This window comes from Nostoc sp. DedQUE05, assembly GCF_034530955.1.
GTDB lineage: Bacteria > Cyanobacteriota > Cyanobacteriia > Cyanobacteriales > Nostocaceae > Nostoc.
The window spans coordinates 147725-162680 of record NZ_JAVRCB010000003.1; the positions used below are offsets into that span (position 1 = coordinate 147725).

General features: G+C 41.4%; 9 protein-coding genes. 5 read left to right on the forward strand and 4 right to left on the reverse strand.

Annotated elements, in window-relative coordinates; translation table 11 throughout:
• Nucleotides 1–549: 549 nt before the first annotated feature.
• From zwf to RMZ42_RS03620, 3 genes are all read right to left on the reverse strand, one after another.
• A complete protein-coding gene (gene zwf / locus RMZ42_RS03610; RefSeq protein ID WP_322670118.1) occupies nt 550–1932 on the reverse strand; it encodes a glucose-6-phosphate dehydrogenase in 1383 nt (460 codons plus the stop codon).
• Nucleotides 1933–2005: 73 nt separating this feature from the next.
• On the reverse strand, nt 2006–3172 hold the full coding sequence (locus tag RMZ42_RS03615; protein WP_322670119.1) for a DUF1822 family protein: 1167 nt from the start codon (nt 3170–3172) through the stop codon (nt 2006–2008).
• A gap of 238 nt (nt 3173–3410) precedes the next feature.
• Nucleotides 3411–4577 carry a sigma-70 family RNA polymerase sigma factor gene (locus tag RMZ42_RS03620; protein ID WP_322670120.1) on the reverse strand — a complete coding sequence of 389 codons (1167 nt, stop codon included), beginning with the start codon at nt 4575–4577 and terminating at the stop codon, nt 3411–3413.
• A 184-nt stretch (nt 4578–4761) separates the two neighbouring features.
• Between RMZ42_RS03620 and RMZ42_RS03625 the strand changes: the two genes are divergently transcribed.
• The 5 genes from RMZ42_RS03625 (at nt 4762) to RMZ42_RS03645 (ending at nt 14258) form a co-directional block, all read left to right on the forward strand.
• Entirely contained in the window at nt 4762–5196 is a 435-nt protein-coding gene (locus tag RMZ42_RS03625) for a hypothetical protein (RefSeq protein WP_322670121.1), read from the forward strand.
• A gap of 501 nt (nt 5197–5697) precedes the next feature.
• Complete coding sequence (locus tag RMZ42_RS03630) at nt 5698–6123, forward strand: hypothetical protein (RefSeq protein WP_322670122.1); 426 nt, start codon at nt 5698–5700, stop codon at nt 6121–6123.
• Between the two features lie 89 nt (nt 6124–6212).
• A complete protein-coding gene (locus RMZ42_RS03635; RefSeq protein WP_322670123.1) occupies nt 6213–6998 on the forward strand; it encodes a hypothetical protein in 786 nt (261 codons plus the stop codon).
• Nucleotides 6995–8626, forward strand: a complete 1632-nt coding sequence (locus tag RMZ42_RS03640) for a hypothetical protein (protein WP_322670124.1) — start codon at nt 6995–6997, stop codon at nt 8624–8626. The genes RMZ42_RS03635 and RMZ42_RS03640 overlap by 4 nt, the downstream gene beginning before the upstream one ends.
• 301 nt (nt 8627–8927) lie before the next feature.
• Nucleotides 8928–14258, forward strand: a complete 5331-nt coding sequence (locus RMZ42_RS03645) for a caspase family protein (protein WP_322670125.1) — start codon at nt 8928–8930, stop codon at nt 14256–14258.
• Here the strand turns inward: RMZ42_RS03645 and RMZ42_RS03650 are convergent.
• The gene (locus tag RMZ42_RS03650; protein WP_322670126.1) at nt 14212–14553 is read right to left on the reverse strand and encodes a hypothetical protein; all 342 of its coding nucleotides are present in this window, start codon (nt 14551–14553) and stop codon (nt 14212–14214) included. The genes RMZ42_RS03645 and RMZ42_RS03650 overlap by 47 nt on opposite strands.
• Between the last annotated feature and the right edge of the window lie 403 nt (nt 14554–14956).

Sequence of the window (14956 nt, forward strand, 5' to 3'; positions counted from 1 at the left end):
TGATTGCGTGAAAAAAACTCAGTACAGCTTTATTCCTTCTTCCCAGTCCCCAGTCCCCATTACCCCTTATCCCCAGAGGGGGCCCCACCATCCCCAGTCCCTAGTCCCTACGATTAATTCAGAAATCAAATCAGATTGCTATAGTAGAGATAATCATTTGTTTTGGTCAAGTTATACCCTTAGTGCGATCGCAATCAGGCGGGCGAAACAGCGCCATCGCACAAAAATTGCTGGAAAAAATTGATTTAAAGTTGGATTATGTCAGTCGATTGGGGTCGAGGAAAAACCGGGAGTGGGTTTACCAGGGTTAAAAATGCCATATCTGCTGGAAACCTTGATATCACTCCATTGTGGCAACCCAAGTAAAAATCTAAGTTCTAAAGTTTCTTACTTTGAGGTTTTTAAAAGCATTTTTAGCCCCTGCTTGCGACTGGCGATCGCTCAAAAGAAGAGATGGGCAATACTTTTGTTATAGAACTAATCGAAAAACTCATCTCCTCAGATTAGTATGCCGATGGCGGCAAACTAAGCTATATTGACTTTTTTTAATTAATCATCTCTAGCTAATGGGTTGTACCACTGATCCGTTGGCAAGAGCAGTCGATCTGACTCAGGTGGGCCCCATGTATTTGGCTCATACTGATAAATGGGTGTGACGTTATCGAGAATTGGCTGGACAATCCGCCATTCCTCTTCTACGGTATCTTCTCGTACAAACAAGGTAGGATCGCCCTGTATGGCATCACCCAATAGACGTTCATAGGGTTCCATCTCGTCGCCACCTCCGTAAAAGGCTAGGAGTTCATTCGTAGAGCCGATCATATCTTCTCCAGGGATTTTAGTGCGAGCGCCCAATCCCACAATTACCTCTGGATCTAGTAAAAAACGAACATAATTACCGTTTTTTTGTCTTCCCTCCTGGAACACATCTAAAGGTGGACACTTGAACTTGACCATTACCTCAGTAGTTTTGACAGGCAATTTCTTCCCAGCCCGAATGTAGATGGGAACTCCTGACCACCGCCACGTATTAATAAATAACCGCACGGCAACAAAAGTTTCTACTTGGGAGTCAGGAGAAACACCTTCTTCGTTACGGTAATCAGAAAATTGACCGCGAATAATATCATCGGGTTGCACTGAAGGTATAGCTTTGAGAATACGCTCTTTTTCATCCCGAATGGAATCGGTAGCAGTACTAGCGGGAGCATCCATGCACACTGAAGCCAATACTTGCAGCATGTGGTTTTCCACCACATCCCGAATTGCGCCAGTTTCCTCATAGAAGCGCCCCCTTCCTTGAATGCCAAAGTCCTCTGCCATCACAATCTGGATGCTTTCAACATAGTTGCGATTCCAGATGGGTTCGAGAAAAGAGTTGGCAAACCGAAAATAGAGTAAATTCAGCAGTGGTTCTTTGCCCAGGTAATGGTCAATGCGATAGATGGATGATTCGGGAAAAACTGATGCCAGAATTTGATTTAACTCGCGTGCTGATTTCAAATCCCGTCCAAATGGTTTTTCAATTACCACCCGCGCATTTTTAGCACAGCCTGATTCGCCCAATCCTGACACTACTTGTGCAAACAAGCTTGGTGGAATTGCCAAATAGTAGAGGGGATGAGTAGCATCACCAAGGGCTTGACGTAATTTTTCGTAAGTTTCTGGTTTGTTGTAGTCACCAGCAACGTACTGGAGTAGACCAGAAAGTTTCTCAAATGCGTCTCGATCTATACCACCATTATGTTCTAAGCTATCACGTGCCCTTTCCCTAAGTTGATCCGTCGTCCAAGATCGTCCGGCAACCCCAATCACTGGGACATTGAGATTGCCCCGTCGTACCATTGCCTGAAGGCTAGGGAAGATTTTCTTGTAGGCTAAGTCACCTGTTGCCCCAAAAAATACCAGTGCGTCTGAATCAGGAGTTCCCATGACTAACCTCTTTATTGCCTATCTCACAAAACCAACAAAATCATCCCGCAAATATACAACGCCTAAATTCTTTTTAAAACTTGAGTATTTCCCAATTATAATTGTCGGGAAAAGGTTCTATTTCCCAGACTATGCTTTCTCCTGCTTCTAAGGCAACTTCTACGTAGAGTTGTTCTACAGCCGTTGCAGCTACATCTTCATTATTGGGAAAAGGCTGTAAATCTTCGGTAAGTAATCGGAGTTTAAAACCACCAGGAATAGCTGCACCGATCGCAGCGTTACGTAATTCAAAACGCCAAATAGTTGCATCTGGCTCACCTTGTGGTATAATCAAAAGTTCGTAAATTTGACCTGCGATCGCCAACCGACGAGAGAGAATAGTATTTGCTTGTATGTCTTCCACACCCCGCGCCCCAGCAGCACTAAGTTGTAAATCAAAGCTTCCCCAACCGACAGCCTCAGCAACTTGAGAAATACCGCTTTGCAACCATTGGATAACTGACCATTGTTCTGGTAATCCTAAGCGTCGTTGATATAAATTTTGTCGCCAACCGCCATGTTGAATTAATCCACCCCACAGTTGAAAAGGGATTTCTTGGCGGGGTGTAAGTAGTTCCGGGTTTCCCAGACGGGCAATTAAATTTTCTGCCTGTTGTGGCGATAAGCTGGGAATCTCTTCAATAGCGCTACGGGTGGGTTCTTCTGGGCACAATTGACGCGCCAGAGCTAAAACGCTGATGTCGTTGATTATATCAGTAGCATCGAGGGAATAAGTGCGATCGCTGGCATCATAACTACCTTGAGTTTTCAGTTTTTCATGGTTGCAATAACCCCAAATCCTGACGTAGCCTTCATCTGGCTCGACTTGCACAGCTAAATAATAATCACCTACCCAACTAGGAATATCCACCCATTCTTGAGGTACTCGCAATTCACTCAAATCAATTGCCTCGCTTGGTATCAAGACTAATCTTGTTGCCTCAACGGTGAGTGCAATTCCATTAACCAGTTCCCAAAAACTGGGTAAAGCAGTGGTAGTTGGCCAAACTTTTGTCTGTGGTGTCCAGTCTTCTTGCAACCATAACAAGATAGCATCCAGGCAAAGTTGATTAATATAAGCTTGATAGCGAGAACTAGCATTAGAAAAAGCTTGATTATTTAAATCCGCTTGGTTTTGGGTAGTTGTAGGGATTTCCAAAACCATATCTGTTGGGTTGATGAAAGTAAATACAGTAGTCATAGGGATTGGGGATTGGGGTTGAGATTCTAAGTTCAGCTTTGCGTAAAATCGTTGCGAATTGAGGGTTGAAATTTAAACGCATAGGCGCTTCGCCTTCCCGCAGGGTAGGTTCGCAAAGGTAAACGCAAAGGGGCGCAGAGAATTCACTACGAATTAATGAAATGTTGTAAGTAGTTAGATTAACGAGGTTTTCAGGTGGATGAACGAGATTTTAACTCTCCTTGTCCCCACTCCCCAGTTATCCACCATAGTAATTTTTCAACCATTCCTCCATTAGTGTGTTTATACTATGCAGTAGGTCTGAAGTAACGGAAATATGCAAACTATCTTTACTCCAATTAGCTAAAAAGCGTAACAAAGTTTCTTGAGCTTTTTTTAGTCGTCGTGAGACAGTATATTGCTGTATTTGTAATTGTTTGGCAATTTTGTCTTGAGTTAATTCTTCAGCATAATAAAGTTGTAAAATTTCTTGTACTTGCGGTTCGAGTTGAGCGATCGCAGCCACTAAAACTTTGTTAATCTCAGTTTGTTGGAAATTTCTTGTTTGTTCTTCTTCAGCAGCAAGAATTTCATTAATCAGAGATTCTTGTTGTGTTCCGGGAATATTATCAAGCCACTCCCACGAATCATCGCCCCCTTTAGGGATATTGAGAGAGTCAACAGGAAAATAACGATAGCGGCGTGCGGCTTTAGCAGCAGTTAAAAGCCACTTTTCTAGGGTTTGGGAATTGACTTGCTGACTACTTTGTGAATTATAAGCTTTAGCGATCGCCTCCCAAGTCTCATTGTCTGGTTGGGAAATTTGACGAGAAGTACCTTTTTGTGTTGGGATATATTGAGTTTTGAAACAGTTCCAAGCTAGGACATAAGCATTAATATCTTCTGGCAATAAACCTGCATTTTGTAAAGACTCCACCAAAAATTTTTTAGTAATTTTTCGTAATAATCCCCAATCTGTACAAATATCAATTTCACGATTTTGGCGTAAATTTTCCCGAATAGCACTGCTAAAGAGAGCAGTAGCGTAGTTTTTTAAAATAAAGCCTCCATCTGGATTAAATCCTTTGAGGACTTTATCAACTTGAGCGATCGCAATCTGAAAACAGTCTGATAGCTTGTACTGAGTACTCGCAAAACTGTTAACTGTTTTTTGGGATGCCCAATAACAGGATTCTTGCAAGTAAGCTGCCAGATGCTCTTTAGCCAGTAGCTTCGTTTCAGAGATAAGCCAAAATTTATACCAATATAAAACCCAAAAATGTTCCGAAGTTTCTTGAGGCGTGCGGTTGAGACAACTTTGCATACTGCGACGTAGCTTTGATTCCGTCGCCCAACTACTGAAGCGATCGGCGTCAAATTGCACAAAAGTTGAAAATATTTCGATGATGCTTTGCCGAGGATGCATAAAAAATTGTCACCCAACCTATAGGAAGACTGAAGGCGTTAAAGGACGCCTACACAAACTTTACTACAAGGTGTGAGGATTATATTTCGACTTCAATGAAATATTTTATACTTAGCCAACTGGTAATCGTGTCTACTTATCAATAAATTACAAAAACAATTACGAATAATGGAGTGTGACTAAAATGTTGAAACGTTCTTTGAGTATTATTGCTGCTAGTAGCATCTTAACTACTGCTTTAATCAATCCTGCTTTAGCTGTACCTGCTGACTTTATTGGTACTTGGGTAAATAAAGATGCCAATACTTCTAATATTACTCGTTTAGTAATTACCTCAGGTGGTAGCAACAAATTAAATATTCAGGTGTTTGGCAAATGTCATCCTAGTGATTGCGATTGGGGAACTGCACCATTAGTTACCTATGGTATTAATGTCCAAGATACTAATCATAAATATGCAACAGCCAACTATAATAAAGGGTTCGCAAATTCCTTCCTAACCTTGGGATCTGCTCATCAAGAATTACTGTTGCAAGGCTACACGCAGTTTTTAGATAATAGCGGCAGGCAGAATTACTATTCTCGTGAATACTTTCAAAAGCAAACAAGAGTGAGATAAATGCTCGCTAAAAATCAGCATCAATTATTACTCTAACAAAACTAGAGAAGTTTGCAAGTAACTGAGATACACAAAGCAAGACTGAAAATAAGATAGAAAAAGTTTATAGTTCTTGCCTCAAACCCCATAGCTTTGTACTTCAAAACTGCTGCAAAATCTAAAATTTATCCCAGCATTAAACCTCGCCCCTACGGGGTTTTTCTATTTTTATTCATTGAATTATTCTCAAATAAGACTTACGCAATAACTCTCTGAAACTCTCATTCGTACCCTTCGGTAACGCCAAGGGCGAACGTGTCCTTTGCGGTTCGTTTTCCCATTATTTTGCGTAAGTCCTGTCAAAAAATAATTCTCAAAAGTTTTGCCAAGACTGCATAAAAATATCAAAGCAAACCTATTGACTAAGTGTAAGGTTAAAACTGAAAACTTAAGTAGCCGTACAACCTTTACAAATCCAGTCATAACAACACAAACAAGAAACCAAATTAAAGGATAATCAGAATGAAAATTACAAGTTCAACTTCTACACGTTTAGCATTAGTAATGGGTTTAGCAATAGCTAGTTCAATTATTAGTACTGTAGCTAAAGCTGAATCTATCCCACAAGTAAATTCTCATGGGAGCGTATCAAATAAGCCTTTTATTACTAATTCTGCCCGTCGTGACACTCTTCATAATTTGAATCAAAGACCGTTGAATAGTGTCTTAGAAACTGACGGTGGTAAAACAAAAGAATCGAGTGATAAAGGCAAAGATTCTAGCGATAAAGGTAAGGATAGTAAAGAGACTTGCGAAAGTGGTAATTGTGGTGGTGGCCTTCTAGATAGAGCTAATCCAGTTATTTTACCAGCAGATCAACTGAAAATCCCTGTACTACGAAATGCGCGTCCTCAAACTTTAATTAAAGTTAACAAGCCAATCTTCTAAAGAATAGAGATTGTGAAAAAACAGATTCCCGACTTTTTGAACAAGTCGGGAATATAAGCCTCCGATAAAAAAATGATGGACTAAATATTATGGATTTATTAATTATTGGTTCGAGTGATGACATTTTTTGCCAAGCAGTTAACGAATTGGTTAGACAAAAAGGTTATACGAGTGCAATTTTAGATGTTTGCGATGCTGCAAGAATGTTTTCTATCAGTGTTACTTCTGGAAAATCATATATAACACCAGAAATTCCAGTTATTTTACGTATTCCGCCACAGATGCCGATTCGCGCTAGTTTTGATGATTCTTTTATTTATAATGAGTGTCTTGCTACTTTATGGGCAGCGATGACATTATCTAAATCACCAGTAATTAATCGTCCAACTGCAAATAGTCTTTGGGGTAATTTATCATATTCTTCTAACTTGACTAAATTAAAGGCTGGTTATACTAGCAATCTAGAAGTATTCTCTTCGCAAGTTCCACCATCACCGCAAGCATTACTCGATAAACAATGGTATCTCCAAGATTTAACTACTTATAATACTGCTGCGTATCCAGAAATTCCTGAAGGGGTGGGGCCATTTCGCGGAAGTTGGGTTTCGGCTAACCTTGAATATGAAATTGTTGTTGTTTTAGAAGATAAAGCATGGCGTTGTACCAATACATCTCTAGAACATTTGCAGTTAGAAGAAAAAAGTATTTCGCTACTGAGAAATTTAGATTTGGTATTTGGCACTGTAACTTGGAGTATTGATAGCAATCTAGAGAGTGCCAATATTGCTCGGATTAACCCTTATCCATCGCTGGAAGAAATACAGTTTGTTTGGTCAGATTTTGTTCCCGCACTTTTGGAGACTATTTTCTCATGATTTATGCAATTGGTCTTGATTCAGATCGCACTTTTTGTCATTTTGTTAACTATGCTGAATCTCGTGGTGTCGAAGTCCAAGTAATTAATTTACGCGAAGTTATTCAAAATGGAGATTGGCGGCTAGCATTACCCGATGATAATCAAAGCTGGATAAGTTGTTCTAGCCAAAAATATGTATTAAATCCTCATGGTTCTTATTATTGTCGGTTGATTGACCTTTCAACCGTACAATCAGATGTACAAGATGCGATGCGATGGAAAAGTCTTCTTGCTGCACTTTGCTGTTGGCTAGAACATATTCCCGGTAATGTAATTAATCGTCCTGGTGCTGGCGCAAATAATTTCTCAAAACCGCTTCATGAGTTTCATCTAAAATCTTTAGGTTTTCAAGTTGCTGATAGCGTTACTAGTTCCAATCCAGAAGTTCTAGCTGAGTTTGCTAACGCTGGATTAACAATTGTTAAGACAACATCGGGTGTTCGTGCCGATAGTAGACTGGTAAAATCAGAAGAGTTTCTCGATTTCCACCCAGACGCTGGCCCAGTTCATTTGCAAAGATATATAAAGGGCGCTGATGTGCGGGCGCATGTAGTGGGTGATAGAGTTCACGCAGAATTAATAAAATGTCCACAGGTAGACTATCGCCATTTTCATGAAGAAGCTGAGTATATCGAGTGGGAGTTACCAGAAGCTTTACATCAACAAATTATTAATGCAACTGCTGCGTTGGGATTAAAGTTTGCAGGTTGGGATTTTAAAGTTACTAACGATTTAGAATACTGGTGTTTAGAAGTTAATCCAATGCCGGGATACGATGGATATGATATTCGGGCAGATGGGAAAATAACTGACTCGCTATTAGCTTTGCTTACAGAAGATATTGTAGGAAATAGTATTAGTTGGGATACAGATTCTAGTAATGAAATTTTCTCAGAACAAATCGTGACAGTTGAACAGTGTAATGATATTTGTTCTGTAATTCATAGTTTAAGAGAATTATGGATAAAACGAGGAAACTCTCCAAAGTTTTTCTATACTTTAGGTACGGCTAGTTACTTAGATTTCTTAAATGAACCTAATTTTTCTAGAGATTATTATACTATAGCTCGTGAATATAATCTACTTCTAGAAGAATATTTAGGTTGGCTTTATAAGTTAATCAAAGAATATTTAGAGCAGACGCTTGTAAACCCTGTAGTGTATAAACCAGGTGCAGCGCTGCCCGGTTTTCATATTTGGCAAGATTCTAATCTTATCACCAAACCAAATGCTACCACACACTTCGATTTGCAGTACCGAAACCTCAAATGGGATGAAGGTATCGATACTATAAACACAATATCCTTTACTTTACCAATTAAACTGCCGAAAAGTGGGGGTGGGTTGAATGTTTGGGATTTCAACTATATAAATGATTATAGTCAAGCGATCGCAAGCAATGTAGAAATTCTTAAACGATTTAGAACCAAAACTTTTCATGATTACAAAGTTGGTGAAATTGTCTTGCACAGTGGGCACACACTTCATCAAATTGCACCAACTACTTGTATTTATCCTGACGATGAAAGAATAACTCTACAAGGTCATGGATTGTTTTGCGATGGTCAATGGTTACTCTACTGGTAATACATCTCTCAACCTCTGACAAGTCTTTGTATAGAAAATTTATCGACTTGGGGCTGCGATTCAGTTTTTATTAATTCTAGTATATGAATCTTATCTGAGTTGTAAGTTTATGCTAATTTTATCCTAAAGTACAAGTTACAGACTATTAGAGATAAAAGACTTTTGAGAAAGTTTTAGCAAGTTTGCAAATGTTTTGCTGTTGTTAAGCGGTTATTTAACTTCCTGAATAATCATCAATAATTTGATTTTCTTAAGTTACAACAGTATCTACCTTATTTACAACGCATTTAGGACTACTGTAATGCCACCAATTGGGATCGCTAGTCGCTCAACTTCAGTCAAACAAACTACAACTCCTAAGCTATGGCTAATGTTGGTGGGAGTCAATCAATATCAAGATGACGGACTACCCAGCCTTAGTTATTCAACAGTAGATTGTCAGGGTTTAGCAGAAGCATTAGTAGATGCTTCTGCACAATTTACTCAAACAGAGGTAACAATACACCATGATTTTGCACCGCAACCACCATCTTTAGAAAACATCCGTGCTAGTCTGCGGCAAATTACTACTGCGGCTCAACCTATTGATACTATTCTATTTTATTTTTCTGGACATGGGATTGTAGAAGCAAACACGCAGCAAGCATTTTTGTGTTTGGCAGATACTGAAAAATCTCATCTCCAAAACACAGCTTTAGCTTTGCAAGAACTTTTGCTATTGTTGGGTAATAGCGGAGCGCAAAATCAGCTTGTTTGGCTAGATGCTTGTCATAGCGGCGGGATGATGTTTAGAGGTACAACAATAGAATCATTGCTGAATGCTACACCAAAAATGGTTGAAGTATTACAGCAGCGTGCTGCTAAAAGTAAAGGTTTTTATGCTTTGCTTTCCTGTGATGCTAACCAGCAATCTTGGGAGTTCCCCGAATTGGGACATGGGGTGTTTACTTATTATTTAATGAAAGGATTGCAAGGTGAGGCAGCAGATAGCCAAGGCTTAATTTATGTGGATAATTTGTATCGATACGTATATCATCAGACTCTCCAATATATAGATAAAAGTAATCAACAATTGCGGCTGATTAATCAGCAGAAAAAAGCTAAAGGAGAAACTCAACTTTTTCGAGAATATCCCTTGCAAACTCCTAAACGAATTGTTGAGGGAGTTGGGGAACTAATTGTAGGGAAAAGATTAACCCAGGCAACTCTTGGAGTGCATCGCCGCATAGGAATAGTAGTACAGGGATTATCAGTCAGCAAAACAACACTAGATATTAGCAAATTTCTCGGAACTGCTGGAGATTTTGCACTAGAGTATTTGCCAGCAACAAAAGTATCTGCCGATCGCATAAAAGAAGCGATCGCTCGTCATTTACAACAACCAGCATCAGAAGTGATTCTGCTTTATCTGCGCGGACGAATTGAAGAAACAGAGGCAGGCGAATGGTTATTGCTGGCAGAAAATATCCGCATCAAGCGTTCTTGGTTGAAACAACAGCTACGCCTCTGTACAGCTCAACAAATTATTATCCTCGATTGTCCTGTAGCTAATACATCCTTGCAAGGTTGGGTAGAAGATTTGCAAATTGACTCCCACCAAGGACAATGTTTAATAGCCTACGCCTCACCTGCTGAAGAACCAGAACGCTTCGCCCAAAAATTTCTCGATACTTTGATGGCGACAACGCAAGCAGATGGACTCTCAGCCGCCGGAGCGATCGCTCAACTACAATTATCCTTGGCAGGTAGCGGTGTGACTCTTTACATCTGGCTATCAGGCACGCAAGGCATTATAGAAATTCTCCAAGCAAAAACTTACACGAACATCCCAGAAACAACCACAGGATTGGATTTGGGAGTATGCCCTTACATGGGACTAAATGCTTTTTTGGAAGAAGATAGTCAGTATTTTTACGGAAGAGAAGCTTTAACTCAGCAGTTAATTCACCAACTACGCGATCGCTCTTTTCTAGCCGTCATCGGTGCTTCTGGAAGCGGCAAATCTTCAATTGTGCAAGCTGGTGTAATTCCTCAACTGCGATTGGGCAAACAAATACCCAGCAGCGAACAATGGTGGATTAGAAGCATTCGTCCAGGGGCAAATCCTCTTGAAGCTTTAGCGCGGCGGCTTGGGGGAGTAGGGGGGCAGGGGAGCAGAGGGGCAGGGGAGGCAGGGGGAGCAGAGGAGCAGGGGAGCAGAGGAGCAGGGGAGGCAGGGGGAGGGGGAGTAAAAGAGCAAAAGAATTACTCTTACCCAATCCCCAGTCCCCATTACCCCTTATCCCCAGTCCCCAGTCCCCAATCCCCTCATCTTTTGTTAGAGGGAATATTTCACCAAGGGGTAGAGGGATTTGTTTACTGGATACGCAACCAGCCCCATCGAGTTGTGGTGCTAGTGGTAGATCAGTTTGAGGAAATCTTTACTCTAGCTCCGACTCCAGACAGAGAGCTATTTTTAGAATTATTGCTGGGAGCGGTGCAATATGCTGGCGATCGCTTCAAATTAATTATTACTTTACGCGCAGACTTTATTGCCTCCTGTTTAGAAATACCAGCACTAGCTAAAGCTTTGCAGGATTTGAGCGTGTTAGTTCCACCGAAGCTAAGTTTGGATGATTATCGGCGCGTGATTCTCAACCCGGCTCAACAAGTCGGGTTAAAAGTAGAACCAGAACTGGTGGAAGTATTGTTGCGGGAGTTAAATCACTCACCAGGAGATTTACCGTTACTGGAATTTGTTTTAGAGCAATTATGGCAACATCGAATTGCTGGTGAGTTGACTTTACAAACCTATCAAGAGCAACTAGGCGGAATTCAAGGAGCATTAGAGCGATCGTCTCAAGCTGTTTACGAAAGTTTAGATCCCCAAATGCGAGAGTGTGCTAAATGGATTTTTTTATCTTTGACACAACTAGGTGAGGGTACAGAAGATACACGCAGGCGGGTACATAAATCAGAGTTAATAGTCAAAAAATATCCCGCCGCATTGGTAGAAAAAACCCTCAACGCCTTAACTGCTGCCAAGTTAGTGGTGATGAATTTAGAAGAAGAAGTAACAAAAGGACAAAGTAGACAAGGAGAACCAGAAAACATTTCTCCCCCTACCTCCCCTGCCTCCCCTGCCTCCCCTGCCTCCCCTGCCCCCCTACTCCCCTTCTCCCCTTCTCCCATCACAGTAGAAGTCGCCCATGAAATCCTCATCCGTCATTGGTCAACTTTACGCTGGTGGTTAGAAGAAAACCGCGATCGCTTGCGAAAACAAAGGCAAATTGAACAGGCTTCCCAATTGTGGCTGCAACGTAGTCAGCAAGCTGATTTTTTGTTGCAAGGAGTACGGCTAGCAGAGGCAGAAGATATCTATATTAAATATACCGACGAACTTTCTGCTGATGTGCAACGGTTTATTGAAGCTTGTTTAGTACAAAGAAAACAACAGCAACTACAAGAAAAAACCAGACTCAAGCAAGCCCAAAGGGCTGTAGTTGCACTCAGCGTTTTGGGATTAGCGGCTGTCTGTTTTGGCTCTTTAGCTTATTGGAAATCCCAGGCTGCTCAATTGCGAGAAATTGAAGCATTAAATGCCTCATCTCAAGCTAATCTTTTATCACATCAGCAGTTAGAAGCACTGATTGCCAGTGTCAAAGCAGGTAAACAGTTAAAAAACACTTTTGGCGCACCAGCCGAGGTGCAAACTCAGACTCTTAATGTTTTACAACAAGTAATTTCTGGAACCCAAGAGCGCAACCGTTTGGAAGGGCATAGCGCTGAAGTATCGAGCGTGAGTTTCAGTCCTGACGGCAAAACAATTGTATCGGCTAGCAACGACAAAACGGCCATAATTTGGGGACGGGATGGCACAAAGTTACGAACATTAACAGGGCATACTGATATAGTACGGAGTGTCAGTTTCAGCCCAGATGGTCAAACGATCGCAACTGCTAGTTTCGATCGCACCGTCAAGCTGTGGAGAACTAGCGACGGTGGTTTAATTAGAACACTAAAAGGTCATACTGCGGAAGTTCAGAGCTTATCTTGGTCTGCCAACGGTAAGACGATCGCTACTGGTAGCGCCGATCGCACTGCTAAAATTTGGCAAGTTAGCGATGGTCATTTACTGAGAACTTTTGGCGGATATAGGGATTTTGTTAATAGTGTCAGTTTTAGCCCTGATGGTGAAATTTTGGCGATCGCTAGTGCAGATAAGACTGTTAAACTTTGGAGTGTTAGCGATGGATTGTTGCAAAAAACACTACTTGGACATAGCGCCGGAGTTTCCAGTGTCGCTTTTAGCTCCGATGGTCAAATAGCTTCAGCTAGTGTTGATAAAACCGTGAGACTCTGGCGCAGAGATGGCACACTGCTAAAAATTATTGCAGCGCACAATGCAGGAGTTCTCAGCGTCAACTTCAGCCATGATGGTCAAACCCTAGCTTCCACCAGCGCTGATAGCACAATCAAACTTTGGAGTTCTCAGGACGGCTCTTTACGCCAAACTTTATTAGGACATAGCATTGCAGTCTACAGCACCAGTTTTAGCCCAGATGACCAAACTTTAGTCTCGGCTAGCGCTGATAAAACTGTTAGACTTTGGCAGCGAGATAATCCTCTATTCAAAACTCTGACAGGATCTCAAGGTCAACTCTATAGTGTGAGTTTTAGCCCCGATGGACAAACTCTAGCTACCGCAGGTCAAGACACTACGATCGACCTTTGGCGGACTCAGGACGGAACTTTGCGTCAAATCCTGGAAGGTCATAGTACTTCAGTTTATGGACACAGCGATGAAGTCTACGGTTTAGCCTTCAGCCCTGACGGCGAGACATTAGCCTCAGCAAGTCTTGACCATTACATTAAACTTTGGCGGACTCGTGACGGCTATATGATTAAAACCCTCCAAGGTCATCAACGCGAAGTCAATAGTCTCAGCTTTAGCCCAAATAGTCAAATTCTGGCCAGCGCCAGTGCTGATATGACCATTAAACTTTGGAATATTCAGCAAAAAGCTTTAATTAAAACTCTCCAAGGACACACGGCTGAAGTTTTGAGCGTTCGTTTCAGCCCTGATGGTCAAGTACTGGCCTCAGCTGGTAGAGATAACAAAGTTTTGCTTTGGAGAGTTAAAGATAGCAAGTTACTGTATAATCTCCCAGGACATACTAACGCTGTCAACGCCATCAGTTTTAGTCCTGATGGTCAAGTACTCGCCTCGGCTAGTGCTGATAAAACTATCAAACTCTGGCAAGTCAGCAATGGAACTTTACTACAAACTCTTACAGGACATACTGATGCCATCTACAGCGTCAGCTTTAGTCCTGATGGCAAGATAATAGCCTCAGCGAGCGGTGATGGAAGCATTAAACTTTGGAACCGTGAAGGCAGAGAACTCAAAACTCTTCCAGGTCATACTGATGCAGTATTGAGCGTCAATTTTAGCCCCGATGGGAAATTTTTGGCTTCTGCCAGTTTTGATGGTACAGCTAAACTTTGGCGTCTTCAAAGCACAGAACTGCAAACCCAAGATTTAGACAATCTACTGATTCGCAGTTGTAAATTGCTGAAGGATTACCTCAAAACTAACCCGAATATTAGCGACCAAGAACGGGGTTGGCTATGTTCAGATTTACGGAGCTAGAATCGATCGTATTTTGTAAACCTGTACCCAGTTGCAACAACACATCTTTGCGAGGAGGTCTGGGGCCTGGGCCTTTTATCGGCGAGTTCCCACCGGTTGGGCCCGGTGATTGGCCATCGTCTGGGTTCCTGAGTTGATTCTCAATTACAGGAGTTTGAAACTTCCCTTGTACCAGAACTGGTTGTAAATTACCAACTTTAGGTGTAACAAGTTGTACAGGATTTGCCAAAGTAGGTAATGCAGTGAATAATATCGTTGGTAATGCGATCGCTAAACCCAAAATTTGCTTTTGCATATCAAGCCTTTTTCCTTTTAATATATACTTTCAGCTGAACTACTAGGGAGCCTGTACCTCTGTAGACACTTAGCTACAAAGGCAAGCAACAGTATTCCAGATTTTGGGTTTAAAACCCTTCACTGACTTAATAGATCCAATTGAGTGTTTTCATGCAGTTTTCTGAGTAGTGTTTCCAGAACTGAGGCCAAAGCGCCCGATTGGGCGGAATGGATAGCATGCATAGTCCCGTTTCCAGTCTGTGCGATCGCAAATACAAGGGTGATAAAGTTCAATTAACAGCGATACAAGAGATGGCTGTTAACTAAACTTTTCGATCAGTCTATACAGTTAGTGCCAGCATACTAGCTTTATTGTATAAACCTACCAATTTCCTAACTGCGCTGCTGACTCAGCGCTTTTC

What these genes read in the sequence shown, in the direction of transcription:
- zwf (WP_322670118.1), bottom strand. Translation starts at nt 1,932, where the DNA reads ATGGGAACTCCTGATTCAGACGCACTGGTATTTTTTGGGGCAACAGGT.
- RMZ42_RS03615 (WP_322670119.1), bottom strand. Translation starts at nt 3,172, where the DNA reads ATGACTACTGTATTTACTTTCATCAACCCAACAGATATGGTTTTGGAA.
- RMZ42_RS03620 (WP_322670120.1), bottom strand. Translation starts at nt 4,577, where the DNA reads ATGCATCCTCGGCAAAGCATCATCGAAATATTTTCAACTTTTGTGCAA.
- RMZ42_RS03625 (WP_322670121.1), top strand. Translation starts at nt 4,762, where the DNA reads ATGTTGAAACGTTCTTTGAGTATTATTGCTGCTAGTAGCATCTTAACT.
- RMZ42_RS03630 (WP_322670122.1), top strand. Translation starts at nt 5,698, where the DNA reads ATGAAAATTACAAGTTCAACTTCTACACGTTTAGCATTAGTAATGGGT.
- RMZ42_RS03635 (WP_322670123.1), top strand. Translation starts at nt 6,213, where the DNA reads ATGGATTTATTAATTATTGGTTCGAGTGATGACATTTTTTGCCAAGCA.
- RMZ42_RS03640 (WP_322670124.1), top strand. Translation starts at nt 6,995, where the DNA reads ATGATTTATGCAATTGGTCTTGATTCAGATCGCACTTTTTGTCATTTT.
- RMZ42_RS03645 (WP_322670125.1), top strand. Translation starts at nt 8,928, where the DNA reads ATGCCACCAATTGGGATCGCTAGTCGCTCAACTTCAGTCAAACAAACT.
- RMZ42_RS03650 (WP_322670126.1), bottom strand. Translation starts at nt 14,553, where the DNA reads ATGCAAAAGCAAATTTTGGGTTTAGCGATCGCATTACCAACGATATTA.